This window comes from Promicromonospora sp. CA-289599 (genome assembly GCF_050936155.1).
Lineage (GTDB): Bacteria > Actinomycetota > Actinomycetes > Actinomycetales > Cellulomonadaceae > Promicromonospora.
In genome coordinates this window covers 5,135,739-5,148,485 of sequence record NZ_JBNJNI010000001.1, presented here as the reverse complement: position 1 = coordinate 5,148,485, position 12,747 = coordinate 5,135,739, and the positions used below count along the sequence as shown (strand labels likewise).

General features: G+C 71.0%; 10 protein-coding genes. 3 read left to right on the top strand and 7 right to left on the bottom strand.

The features are described 5' to 3' along the window. Positions 1-27: 27 nt before the first annotated feature. From ACQEVI_RS22905 to ACQEVI_RS22880, 6 genes are read right to left on the bottom strand one after another with little or no spacing between them, the layout of a single operon-like run. Positions 28-837 (bottom strand): HpcH/HpaI aldolase family protein, encoded by an 810-nt coding sequence (locus ACQEVI_RS22905; RefSeq protein ID WP_432903294.1) that lies wholly within the window; start codon positions 835-837, stop codon positions 28-30. Continuing rightward, positions 822-1,607, bottom strand: coding sequence for a 2-oxo-hept-4-ene-1,7-dioate hydratase (gene hpaH / locus ACQEVI_RS22900; RefSeq protein WP_432906068.1), 786 nt, complete (start codon positions 1,605-1,607; stop codon positions 822-824). Before hpaH ends, ACQEVI_RS22905 begins: the two co-directional genes overlap by 16 nt. A 17-nt stretch (positions 1,608-1,624) precedes the next feature. Continuing rightward, complete coding sequence (gene hpaD, locus ACQEVI_RS22895) at positions 1,625-2,734, bottom strand: 3,4-dihydroxyphenylacetate 2,3-dioxygenase (protein ID WP_432903291.1); 1,110 nt, start codon at positions 2,732-2,734, stop codon at positions 1,625-1,627. Between the two features lie 2 nt (positions 2,735-2,736). Then, positions 2,737-4,257, bottom strand: coding sequence for a 5-carboxymethyl-2-hydroxymuconate semialdehyde dehydrogenase (gene hpaE / locus ACQEVI_RS22890; protein WP_432903289.1), 1,521 nt, complete (start codon positions 4,255-4,257; stop codon positions 2,737-2,739). Beyond that, positions 4,254-5,021 carry a GntR family transcriptional regulator gene (locus tag ACQEVI_RS22885; RefSeq protein WP_432903286.1) on the bottom strand — a complete coding sequence of 256 codons (768 nt, stop codon included), beginning with the start codon at positions 5,019-5,021 and terminating at the stop codon, positions 4,254-4,256. Before ACQEVI_RS22885 ends, hpaE begins: the two co-directional genes overlap by 4 nt. Further along, the gene (locus tag ACQEVI_RS22880) at positions 5,018-6,538 is read right to left on the bottom strand and encodes a fumarylacetoacetate hydrolase family protein (RefSeq protein WP_432906066.1); all 1,521 of its coding nucleotides are present in this window, start codon (positions 6,536-6,538) and stop codon (positions 5,018-5,020) included. The genes ACQEVI_RS22885 and ACQEVI_RS22880 overlap by 4 nt, the downstream gene beginning before the upstream one ends. Before the next feature lie 240 nt (positions 6,539-6,778). On the opposite strand from ACQEVI_RS22880, the gene ACQEVI_RS22875 reads away from it, so the two are divergent. The 3 genes from ACQEVI_RS22875 to ACQEVI_RS22865 are packed head-to-tail and all read left to right on the top strand — an operon-like array spanning position 6,779 to position 11,622. Beyond that, complete coding sequence (locus ACQEVI_RS22875) at positions 6,779-8,158, top strand: MFS transporter (protein ID WP_432903283.1); 1,380 nt, start codon at positions 6,779-6,781, stop codon at positions 8,156-8,158. Between the two features lie 48 nt (positions 8,159-8,206). Continuing rightward, positions 8,207-10,162, top strand: a complete 1,956-nt coding sequence (locus tag ACQEVI_RS22870; protein WP_432903280.1) for an FAD-binding monooxygenase — start codon at positions 8,207-8,209, stop codon at positions 10,160-10,162. Beyond that, a complete protein-coding gene (locus ACQEVI_RS22865; RefSeq protein ID WP_432903278.1) occupies positions 10,159-11,622 on the top strand; it encodes an NAD-dependent succinate-semialdehyde dehydrogenase in 1,464 nt (487 codons plus the stop codon). Before ACQEVI_RS22870 ends, ACQEVI_RS22865 begins: the two co-directional genes overlap by 4 nt. A 123-nt stretch (positions 11,623-11,745) precedes the next feature. On the opposite strand, the gene ACQEVI_RS22860 is transcribed toward ACQEVI_RS22865, so the two are convergent. Next, entirely contained in the window at positions 11,746-12,552 is an 807-nt protein-coding gene (locus ACQEVI_RS22860) for a GH12 family glycosyl hydrolase domain-containing protein (protein ID WP_432903275.1), read from the bottom strand. Between the last annotated feature and the right edge of the window lie 195 nt (positions 12,553-12,747).

Here is a 12,747-nt window from a genome sequence, read left to right as displayed (position 1 = left end):
GGCGGCTGGCGCGACGGCGCAGGCGGGCTACTCCCCCGCGTCCGCCTCGCCCTCACCGCTGCCGATCCACGTGTCTGCCAGGGCTTCCGAACCGCGGGCCAGCAGGGCGACGTCGGCGCCGACCAGCACGAAGGACGCCCCCGCCTCCAGGTACGACCGGGCCACCGCCGGGTCGAAGGCGTTGACGCCGACGGGCTTGCCCGCGGCACGCACCGCCTCGAAGGTCGCGCGGACCGCCGCGGTGACGTCCGGGTGCGTCTGCTGCCCGAGCACGCCCATGGAGGCCGCCAGGTCGGACGGGCCCACGAAGACGCCGTCGACCCCGTCGACGGCCGCGATGCCCGCGGCGTTCTCGACACCGGTGGCCGACTCGACCTGCACGAACAGCGAGACGTGCTGGTCGGCGTCGGGCATGTAGCCCACTACGCGGTTCCAGCGCGCGCCCCGGGACAGCGCGCTGCCCACGCCGCGGATGCCCCGCGGCGGGTAGCGCACCGCTCGCACGACGGCGGCCGCCTGCTCGGCGGTGTCGACCATGGGCACCAGCAGGTTCTGGGCGCCCAGGTCGAGCAGCTGCTTGAGCACCACGGCGTCGTCCGACGGTGCCCGCACCACCGGCGTGACCGGGTAGGGCGCCACCGCCTGCAGCAGCGCCGACGTCGTCTCCAGGCCGATCGGCGAGTGCTCGCCGTCGATCAGCAGCCAGTCCAGGCCGGCGCCCGCGCAGATCTCCGCCACGAGCGGGCTGCCGGTGCACACCCACATGCCGGCCTGTGGCCGGTCGGAGCCGGCGATGCGGTCGCGGAACGTGGGCGGGAGGGTCAGACGAATCGGCACGAGACGGTCCCCAGCTCTCGGTAGTCGGCAAGCACGGTGTCGCCGGGCTCGATCCACACGGGCCGCGTGAAGGAGCCGGCGAGGACGATCTCCCCGGGTTCCAGCGCGTCGTCGTGCTGGGCGAGCTTGTTCGCCAGCCAGGCGACGCCGGTGGCCGGGTGGTTGAGGACCGCGGCGGCCACGCCGGACTCCTCGATGGTCTCGTTGCGGTAGAGCAGCGCCGAGACCCAGCGCAGGTCGGTCTCGCCGACCCGTACCGGGTTGCCGCCGTAGACCATGCCGCCCATCGCCGCGTTGTCGCTGATCGTGTCGACGATGGTGCGCCCGGCCATCTCGATCCGCGACGACAGGATCTCCAGGGCCGGGACCACGTACTCGGTGGCACGCAGGACGTCGAACACCGTGACGTCCGGCCCTTTCAGCCCGTCGCGCAGCACGAAGGCCAGCTCCACCTCGATCCGCACGTTCGAGAACCGCGAGTGCTCGATGACCGAACCGTTGTCGAAGACCATGTCGGCGAAGATCGCGCCGTAGTCCGGCTCGGTGATGCCGGTGGCGGCCTGCATGACCTTCGACGTCAGCCCGATCTTGCGACCCACGGGGCGTCGTCCGGCCTCGATGCCGCGCCGGCGCCACGTGTTCTGCACCGCGTAGGAGTCCTCGACGGTCATGCCGGGGTACCGCGCCGTCAGGAGCGGCACGGTGGTGCGGTCGGCCTCGGCGCGGGCCAGCTCGTCGGCGATGGTGGTGATCGTCGCGTCGTCCAGCACGCGCTCCCCCGCCCCCGTCACAGCTGGTGCCCCAGCTTGTACTCGCCCTGCTTCCACGAGGGCAGCCCGTCTCCACCTGTGCGGGCGGAGTCCTCCGGACGCGTGTAGGAGAACCCGTCGGCGCCGATGGTCACGGCCATCTCGGAGGAGTCGGTCCGCGCGACGACCGGCTGGGGCTTGCCGTCCAGGTCCAGGACGAGCGACGCCTCGGTGTACCAGGACGGCACCACCGGGTTGCCCCACCAGTCACGACGCTGGTTGTCGTGCACGTCCCAGGTCACCACCGGGTTGTCCGGGTCGCCGGTGTAGTAGTCCTGCGTGTAGATCTCCACGCGGTGCCCGTCCGGGTCGCGCAGGTACAGGTAGAAGGCGTTGGACACGCCGTGCCGTCCCGGGCCGCGCTCGATCGCGTCGGAGCGGCGCAGCGCGCCGAGCTTGTCGCAGATCGCGATGATGTTGTGCTTCTCGTGTGTCGCGAACGCGACGTGGTGCATGCGCGGGCCGTCGCCACCCGTCATCGCCGTGTCGTGGACCGTCGGCTTGCGGCGCATCCAGGCGGCGTACGTCGTGCCCTCGGCGTCCTGGATGTCCTCGGTGACACGGAAGCCGAGGTCCTCCATGAACTTCACGGCGCGCGGCACGTCCGGCGTCACCTGGTTGAAGTGGTCCAGGCGCACCAGCGCGCCGGGGGTGTGCAGGTCGTACCGCCACGCGAGGCGTTCGACATGGTCGACGTCGTAGAAGAACTCGTACGGGAAGCCGAGCGGGTCGATCACCCGCACCGAGTCCCCGATGCCCTTCGTGAAGCCCTCGGCGCGACGCTCGACGCGGCAGCCGAGCTCGGTGTAGAACGCGACCGCGCGGTCCAGCTCCTCGGGGCTGCGCACCCGGTAGGAGAACGCGGCGACGGCGGCTACCGGCCCCTTGCGCAGCACCAGGTTGTGGTGGATGAACTCCTCGAGGCTGCGCAGGTAGACCGCGTCGTCGTCCTCCGCGGTGACGACCAGGCCGAGCACGTCGACGTAGAAGTTCCGCGAGGCGGCGAGGTCGGTGACGACGAGCTCCATGTAGGCGCACCGCAGGATGTCCGGCGGCGACGCCAGGGGCGTGGGGATCGGGTCGGTCATCTTCAGGCTCCCTTGCCGAAGGTCGGGTTGTGCGCCGTGCCGAGCGTGATGTGCACGGCCTGCTGGTCGGTGTAGAAGTCGATCGAGCGGTAGCCGCCCTCGTGCCCGAGACCGGAGGCCTTGACCCCGCCGAACGGCGTGCGCAGGTCGCGCACGTTGTTCGAGTTGAGCCAGACCATGCCCGCCTCGATGGCCTGCGAGAAGTTGTGCGCGCGCTTCAGGTCGTTGGTCCACACGTAGGCGGCCAGCCCGTACTTCACACCGTTGGCCAGGGCGAGCGCCTCTTCCTCCGTGTCGAACGGGGTGATCGCCACGACCGGGCCGAAGATCTCCTCCTGGAAGATCCGGGCCGACGGCGGCACGTCGGCGAAGACCGTGGGCGCCACGAAGTTGCCTCCTCCGAAGCCCTCCGGCCGTCCGCCGCCCGCCACGAGCCGGCCCTCCGTCTTGCCGATCTCGATGTAGGAGACGACCTTGTCGTAGTGCTCGGGGTGCACCAGCGCGCCCACCTCGGTCCGCGGGTCCTGCGGGTCACCGACCACCACCCGCTTCGCCTGCTCGGCATAGCGCTCGACGAACTCGTCGTAGACCGCCCGCTCCACGAGGATGCGGCTGCCGGCGGTGCAACGCTCGCCGTTGAGCGAGAAGACGCCGAAGATCGTCGCGTCGATCGCGGCGCCCAGGTCGGCGTCGGCGAAGACGACGGCCGGCGACTTGCCGCCCAGCTCCATCGACAGGCCCTTCAGGTGCGGGGCGGCGTTGGCGAAGATGAGCTGGCCGGTGCGGCTCTCGCCCGTGAACGAGATCAGCGGCACGTCCGGGTGCTTGACCAGGGCGTCGCCCGCCTCCTCGCCGAGGCCGTTGACCAGGTTGAACACACCGGTCGGGAGTCCCGCCTCCTCGAAGATGCCCGCCCACAGCGACGCCGAGAGCGGCGTGAACTCCGCGGGCTTGAGCACCACCGTGTTGCCGGTCGCGAGCGCCGGGCCGAGCTTCCAGGACTCGAGCATGAACGGTGTGTTCCAGGGCGTGATGAGGCCTGCGACACCGATCGGCTTGCGGTTGACGTAGTTGATCTGCCGGCCGGGGACCTTGAAGGTGTCGTCCGCCTGCGCGACCACGAGGTCGGCGAAGAACCGGAAGTTCTCCGCGGCGCGGCGGGCCTGGCCCAGCGCCTGGGTGATCGGCAGGCCCGAGTCGAAGCTCTCCAGCTCGGCGAGCCGGGCGTCACGCGACTCGACGATGTCCGCGATCCGGTGCAGGATCCGCGAGCGCTCGCGCGGGAGCATCCTGGGCCAGGGTCCGTTCAGGAATGCGTCGCGCGCCGCGGCGACGGCCAGGTCGACGTCGGTCTGCTTGCCCGCCGCCGCCTGGAGATAGACGTCGTTGGTCACCGGTTCGAGCACGTCGAACGTGTCGCCGTCGGTGGAGTCGACGAACTTTCCGCCGATGTAGTGCTGGATGCGGCCGGGCAGGTCGGCCGGCACGTGGCGGGTCGGCTGGTTGGTCGGCTCGTCGGTCACGGGGTCTCCCTGAGTGGTGTCGGGCGGGCCACTGCGCTGTCGGCCCTGTCTGCGCTGTCGACCCTGTCTGCCCTGTCGGCGCGGGCGTCCAGGAAGGCCTGCATGGTCGCCCAGCGGTGGTTGCGTGCGGCGATCTCGACCTCGAGCGGGTCGGCACCGCCGGAGATCAGGTCGAGGATGTGGGCGTGCTCGGCCACGGAGTCCCTGGCGCGGCCGGGTACGAACGCGAACGTGGAGTCCCGCAGGCCGGACAGCTGGGCCCAGCCGCGGTGGACCATGTCGAGCAGCAGCTTGTTGGGGCACGACTCGAACAGCACCGAGTGGAACTGCCGGTTCAGTGCGGTGAACGCGTGGGGGTCGAAGTGGTCGAGCACCGCGCGCAGGTGGTCGTTCACCTCGGTCGCCCGCTGGAGGTCCGCGGCCGAGATGGCGCGCGCGGAGAGTCCGGTGGCGGCCCCCTCGACGACGCCGAGGGCCTGCATGGCGTCGACGTAACCGTGCTCGTCGACCATCGCGACCCGCGCGCCGACGTTGCGCTCGTACGTCACCAGGCCCTCGGCCTCCAGCCGCCGGATCGCCTCGCGCACCGGCACGACGCTCATCGCCAGCTCGTCGGCGATGCTCTGCAGCACGAGGCGGTAGCCGGGGCTCAGCTCGTGCAGCGCTATGCGGTCGCGCAGGTAGTCGTACGCGAGCTGGGACTTGCTGAGCGCGCCCGCGAACGCGGTCTCGACGGCCGACGCCGTCACGTCGCCGCCGGTCATCGCGACTCTCCCTCGGCCTCAGGAGTCGGCGCCTGGGCCCCCTGCACCTGCGACTTCCAGGTCTCGTACCGCGCCCGCCACTCGGCGTTCGGCGGGAAGAGCCCGTCCACGGGGTGGCCGGCGGCCACCTGCTGCGCGACCCAGGTGTCCTGCTCCTCCTGGGCGATCGTCGCTTCGGCCACCTCCTCGGCCAGGTGCGGCGGTACGACGACGACGCCGTCCGCATCGCCCACGACGATGTCACCGGGCAGCACCGTCGCTCCGCCGCAGGCGACTGCGACGTCGGTGTCCCACGGGACGTGCCGGCGGCCGAGCACCGCCGGGTGCGGACCGCCCGAGAAGACGGGGAGCCCTGTCGCGGCCACGGCCTCGAAGTCGCGCACGCCGCCGTCGGTGACCACACCTGCCGCCCCGCGCACGTGCGCGCGCAGCGCCAGCACGTCGCCGAGGGTCGCCGACCCCTTCTCGCCGCGTGCCTCGATGACTATGACCTCGCCGGCGCCGACGGTGTCGAACATCCGCTTCTGGGCGTTGTATCCGCCGCCGTGCGCGGCGAACAGGTCCTCCCGGTTCGGCACGAACCGCAGGGTCCGCGCGCGGCCGATGATCGTCGCGCCCGGCACGTTGGGCCGCACGCCCTCGATGATCACGTTGTCCAGGCCGCGCTTGCGCAGCTCGGCCGAGAGCCCGGCGACGGGTGCGCGGCGCAGCTTGTCCGCGAGCTCGTCGGTGAGCACGAACGGCTCCGTCCCGGCGTCTGGCTCGGCACCCGGCTCCGGTGCCAGTCCTGCCGCCTCGCGGCTCCCCCACGCCTCCGCACGCTGGGTGTCGTCGACCTTCGGCCCGGCGCCGACGTCGGAGAACGGCACGTCGCCCTGCACGACGGTCGTGACCAGGCGGCCCGACGTCGGCGCGCCGGGCGCCGCCGGGGCGTCCACCTCGACCTCGACGACGTCGCCCGGCACCACCACGCTCGATCCGGCGGGCGTGCCCGTGAGCACGACGTCGCCGGTCTCGAGCGTGAGGTGCTGGGACAGGTCGGCCACGAGCTGCGCGAACGGGAACAGCAGCGCGTCCTCGTCCGTGGTGTCCTCCTGCACGAGCTGGCCGTTGACCCAGGTGCGGACGCGCAGCCCGGCGGGATCGACCGCGCGGGCGTCGATGAGCGCCGGGCCGACGGGCGTGTAGCCGTCGCGGCCCTTGGAGCGCACGTTCGAGCCCTTGTCGGCCCAGCGCAGGTCGTAGACGCCCAGGTCGTTGGCCGCGGTCACGGCGGCGACATGGTCCCAGGCCTTCTCGACGGACACATGCCGGGCGGGTCTGCCGATGACCAGCGCGACCTCCCCCTCGAACGCGAGCAGCTCCGTGCCGGCCGGCCGCTCGACCACTCCTCCGGTGGCGGCGAGCGAGCTGGTCGGCTTGAGGAAGTACGACGGCGCGACGGGCCGCCGTCCGCGCTGCTCGGCGCGCGACAGGTACGCGATGTGGACAGCGACGATCTTGCCCGGCCGCTCCATGAGCGGACCGCCTGCCGCTGGCGTCCGCGTCGCCGAGGCCTGCGCTTCGGTACTTGCGTCGGTACCCATGAGCTCCCTTGCCCGTCGTTCCGCCGGTCCGTCCGCTGCTTCCCGTGACCTCTGGCGCTTTGTATCTCAAATCGTATATGGTCCGTGGGAACCCGGCAAGGCCACCCCGGCCGAGCCGCCCACCACAGGCCCGCCAACGACGGCAGGCCCGGATGACGAGGGAGTCATGCGATGTCACGCCTAGTCCCGGACGGGCCCTCCGCGGCCCGCGCGCCCGAGTCCCGCGAGCGCCGCCGCGTCGTCCTCGCGACCGTCGTCGGCACGACGGTCGAGTGGTACGACTTCTTCATCTACGCCTCGGCCGCCGGCCTTGTCTTCGGCCAGCTGTTCTTCGAGCCCGCGGGCCCCAGCCTCAGTACTCTGCTCGCCTTCGGCTCTGTGGGCGTGAGCTTCCTCTTCCGCCCGCTCGGCGCGTTCGTCGCCGGGCATCTCGGCGACAGGTACGGGCGGCGCCCGGTGCTCGTCCTGACCCTGGTGCTGATGGGGGTGGCGACCGCACTCATCGGCCTCCTGCCGACGTACGCCCAGATCGGCGTCGCAGCTCCGGTCCTGCTGGTGACGCTGCGGATCCTCCAGGGCATCTCGGCCGGCGGGGAGTGGGGCGGAGCCGTGCTCATGTCCTGCGAGCACGCGCCGGTGCACCGCCGCGGCCTGTTCGGTGCGTCGCCCCAGATCGGCGTCCCGCTCGGCCTGCTGCTCGCGTCTGCGGTCCTCGGCATCATGACCGCCGTCGCCCCGGGCGACGCGTTTCTCGCCTGGGGCTGGCGCGTACCGTTCCTGCTGAGCGTCGCGCTCATCGGTGTCGGGTACTGGGTGCGCCGCAGCGTCGAGGAGAGCCCAGTGTTCGTCGAGATCGCCGAGCGCGCCGAGACCACCCGGCAGCCGCTGCTGCAGCTCTTCCGCAAGCACACGCCGCTGGTGATCGTCGCGGCCCTCGTCTTCGCCGGCAACAACGCCGTCGGCTACATGACCACCGGGGGCTACATCCAGCGCTACGCCTCAGATCCGGAAGGCCCGGTCGGGCTGGGCCAGGGGCCGGTCCTGTGGGCCGTGACGATCTCCGCCGTCGTCTGGCTCGTGGCGACGTGGTTCGCGGGCGGTCTGTCCGACCGGCTCGGCCGCCGGACCACGTACGCCATCGGCTTCGTGGTCCAGCTCGCCGGTGTGCTCACGCTGTTCCCCCTGGTCAACGGCGCGACGTTCGGTTCGCTGGTGCTCGGCCTGAGCTTCCTGTCGATCGGTCTGGGGCTCACCTACGGCCCGCAGGCGGCGTTGTACGCGGAGCTGTTCCCCGCGTCGATCCGGTTCTCCGGCGTCTCCATCTCGTACGCGATCGGGTCGATCCTGGGCGGGGCGTTCGCACCGACCATCGCGACGGCGCTGGTGCAGTCGACGGGCACGACGACGTCGGTAACCCTGTATCTCGCAGGCATGACGGTGATCGGGCTGGCCGCGACGCTGCTCCTGCGCGATCGCACGGGCATCCCGCTCGGCCCGGACCACGAGGAACAGCAGGCCGCCAGCCCGATCTACGGGCTCGCCCGGGCCTGAGCCCGGGCCGGCCCTCCGAGCAGGCCCCACGAGCAGAACGGAAGAACGATGCAGTTCCACCATCACGGTTACGTGTCCGGTGACCCGCGCGTCCAGCCCGCCGCCGGCTACGGTCTCGATCGCCCCGCCGAGCTGCCGGACGAGGTCGACGTGCTCATCGTCGGCAGCGGACCGGCGGGCATGATCGCCGCCGCCCAGCTGGCGCAGTTCCCCGGCATCCGCACCCATGTCGTCGAGCGGCGGGCCGGCCGCCTCGAGATGGGCCAGGCCGACGGCATCCAGGCACGCAGCGTCGAGACGTTCCAGGCGTTCGGGTTCGCGGAACGCATCACCGCCGAGGCCTACCGGATCACCGAGATGGCGTTCTGGAAGCCCGACCCCGCCAACCCGGCGAACATCGTCCGCGGCGCCGTCCCGCCGGACGACGCCCACGGGATCAGCGAGTTCCCGCACCTGATCGTCAACCAGGCACGGGTGCTCGACTACTTCGCCGAGGTCGCGGCACGGGCACCCGCCCGGGTGACCCCGGACTACGGGCTGGAGTTCGTCGGGCTCACCGTCGCCGAGCCTGACGAGAACACAGCCCACCCCGTCACCGTCACGCTGCGACACACGACCGGACCACAGAAGGGCGCGTCCCGCACGGTGCGCGCCGGCTACGTCATCGGCTCGGACGGTGCGCACAGCGCCGTCCGGCAGGCGATCGGCCGCAAGCCCGTGGGCGACCGGGCCAACCACGCCTGGGGCGTCATGGACGTGCTCGCCGTGACCGACTTCCCGGACGTACGCACCAAGTGCGCCATCCAGTCGCACGACGGCGGCTCCATCCTGCTCATCCCCCGCGAGGGCGGGTACCTGGCCCGCTGGTACGTCGACCTCGGCGAGGTGCCGCCGGGCGAGGGCACCCGCATCCGCGTGACGTCGCTGGACGAGGTGATCGCGCGGGCGAACCGGATCATCCACCCGTACACGCTGGACGTGAAGGACGTGCCCTGGCACAGCGTGTACGAGGTGGGACACCGGGTCACCGACGGGTTCGACGACGTACCCGACGACCTCACCGGCATCCGCACGCCCCGGGTGTTCCTCACCGGCGACGCCTGCCACACGCACAGCGCGAAGGCCGGTCAGGGGATGAACGTGTCGATGCAGGACGGCTGGAACATCGCCTGGAAGCTGGCGCACGTGCTCACGGGCCGGGCTCCGGAGTCCCTGCTGGCCACCTACTCGGCCGAGCGGCAGGTCGTCGCGCAGGACCTCATCGACTTCGACCGGGAGTGGTCGCGCCTCATGGCCACGCCCCCGGAGGACCTGCCCGACCCGACCTATCTCGAGGACTTCTACGTCAAGACCGCCGAGTTCCCCTGCGGGTTCATGACGCAGTACCAGCCGTCCATGATCGTGTCCGAGCCGGTCCATCAGCACCTCGCCACCGGCTTCCCGGTGGGCAAGCGGTTCAAGTCGGCCCCGGTGGAACGCGTGGCCGAGGGCAACCCCGCCCACCTCGGGCACCATGCCCGCGCCGACGGGCGGTGGCGCGTCTACGCGTTCGCCGACGCGGCGGCGCCCGGCGAACCCTCGGCGCTGCGGGAGTGGGCCCAGTGGCTGGGTACGGCACCCGACTCACCACTGCTGCGCCACACCCCGGCCGGCACCGACCCGGACTCGGTGCTCGACGTCAAGGTCGTCTACCAGCAGGACCACTTCGGCGTGGAGTTCCCCGACGTGCCGGAGGTCTTCAAGCCCCGGGTCGGCCCGTTCGAGCTGGTCGACCACGAGAAGGTGTACGCGACCGACCCCGCCCAGGACATCTTCGAGCTGCGGGGCATCGACCGGGGCGGCGTGGTGGTCGTCGTGCGGCCGGACCAGTACGTTGCCGCTGTGCTCCCCCTGAGCGCGACGGACGAGCTCAGCGCGTTCTTCGCCGGGGCACTGCTCCAGCCGGACACCATGCCCACGGACACGCCCACGATCACGAACATGCCCACGAAGGAGAACACATGACCGACACCCGCGAGTCCGACCTGCTGGGCTCCGTCCCCGACGGGCTCCTCATCGGCGGTGCGTGGCGGCCCGCCACGGCCGGCGCCACGCTCACCGTCGAGGACCCGGCGACCGGCAAGACGATCAAGACCATCGCCGATGCCGGCGCGGAGGACGGCATGGCCGCGCTCGACGCCGCCGTCGGCGCAGCGGCCGCGTGGGCCGCCACCCCCGCGAGGACCCGTGGCGAGATCCTCCGCCGCGCGTTCGACCTCCTCCAGGAGCGCAGCGAGGACTTCGCCCTGCTGATGACCCTCGAGATGGGCAAACCGCTCGCGGAGGCCCGCGGCGAGGTCACGTACGGCGGCGAGTTCCTGCGCTGGTTCTCCGAGGAGGCCGTGCGCATCACGGGCCGCTACGGGCCCAACCCCGAGGGCACCGGCCGCATCATCGTCAGCCAGCACCCCGTCGGGCCCTGCTTCCTCATCACACCGTGGAACTTCCCGCTGGCCATGGCCACGCGCAAGATCGCGCCCGCCCTCGCGGCCGGCTGCACCGTGGTGGTCAAGCCCGCGGCGCTGACGCCGCTGACCACCCTCTACCTCGCGAGGCTGCTGCAGGACGCCGGTCTGCCCGACGGCGTGGTCAACGTGATCACCACGTCCAGCTCCGGCGCCGTCTCCGAGCCCATCATCAGCGACCCGAGGCTGCGCAAGCTGTCCTTCACGGGCTCCACGCCGGTGGGCCAGAAGCTCCTGGCGCAGGCTGCGCCGGGCGTGCTGCGCACCTCGATGGAGCTGGGCGGCAACGCCCCCTTCGTGATCTTCGACGACGCCGACCTGGACCAGGCGGTCAAGGGCGCCCTGGCGGCGAAGTTCCGCAACATCGGGCAGGCGTGCACGGCCGCCAACCGCTTCATCGTGCACTCCTCGATCGCCGACGAGTTCGCCCGCCGGGTGACCGCCGCGGTGAACGGCTTCGTGATCGGCCGCGGCACAGAGTCCGGGGTGACCATCGGCCCGCTGGTGGACGACAAGGCAGTCGCGAAGGCCGAGGCGCTCGTCCAGGACGCGGTGGCCCGGGGCGCGGAGCTCGCCACCGGCGGCTCGCGCATCGACGGGGCGGGCAGCTTCTTCGAGCCGACGGTCCTGACGGGCGTCACGCCGGGCAGCGACATCCTGCGCGAGGAGATCTTCGGCCCCGTGCTCGCGATCGCCACGTTCGACACCGAGGACGAGGCGGTCGCGCTGGCCAACGGCACCGAGTACGGGCTCGTCAGCTACGTCTACACCGAGAGCCTGTCACGCGGCCAGCGCATGATCGAGCGCCTGGAGACCGGGATGATGGGCCTCAACGTCGGCGTCGTCTCCAACGCGGCGGCGCCGTTCGGCGGCTGGAAGATGTCGGGCCTCGGCCGCGAGGGCGGCGCCGAGGGCATCCACGAGTACCTCCAGACCAAGTACACGCTCACCCCGGCTTGACGGTCACCCCCGTTGCCGCGAACTGCCGCGAAGTAGGCACTTGTCCGAGTCTTCCCGGAGTGCTCAGGAAGACTCGGACAAGCGCTCTACTACTTCGCGGCAGCTACAGGGCGGTGTCCTGCGCTACTGGACGTCGACCCAGTAGCTGTTGGTGTTCAGCTGGCCGTTGCCGGTGAAGACCTCGGTACCCGCCTGGACGCTGGTGAGGTGCTTGTTGTTGCTGATCCACCCTCGGTTCACGAGGTTGCTGGTGAAGTCCCGCAGGTTGAAGTTCACCGAGTTGGTGTTCGAGGTGCGGACGAACGAGAACACGTTCCACCCGGTGCCGTTGCCGGCGTCGATCCAGCCGCGGTACAGGTCCCAGGTCCCGCCACCGATGTTGACGGTCGCCTGGCGGGTGCCGGCAGGCCCTGCCCCGCCCGACTTGTAGGGCCAGATCATGATCTCGTCGCTGGGGCCGCTCGAGGCCCCGGGGTTCGACTCGTTGTGCAGCCAGAGGTCATAGGCGACGTTCATCGTGCCCGAGCCGGTCACGCCGTAGTCCCACGTGGTCGGGACGCTGCGGTTAGCGCTCAGCCGCACCGGAAGCTCCGTGCCCGAACGCTGCCAGCCCCAGTGCCAGCCGAGGACGACGCTGGAGAAGCTCTTCACCGAGTTGGACTGCCCGCTCCACTCCCAGTTGGTGCCCCAGCCGATCGTGTCGCCCGACTGCCAGTTGTCCCACACGCACTGCCAGCCGGAGCCGGACCCGCTGCCCCAGAGGTTGTTGACGACGTAGTACTTGCCCATCGGGATGTTGCCGCCGCTGGCGCACGTGCTAGCGGCCTGAGCCGGCGCGGCGGTGGCCACGACGGGGACTACGGCAAGGCACAGCGCGGCGACGATGCCGGTGATCCGGTGTTTGATCGATGCGGTTCGACTCTGACGCATCTCGGTCCTTTCGGTCAGGTCTCGCCGGACCCTCATTGGCCCGACGAAATCCGCTGAAAAGCGGGTGAAAACAATGATGGGGTGAACTTTCAGAAATGTCCATCGTTTGGCATGAACTCGTCGAAGCGCTTCCGCGCCACGACGGCGTAGCTATACTCGAGGCGTCAAGGCGGACGAACCGCCTGCGCTCGAAAA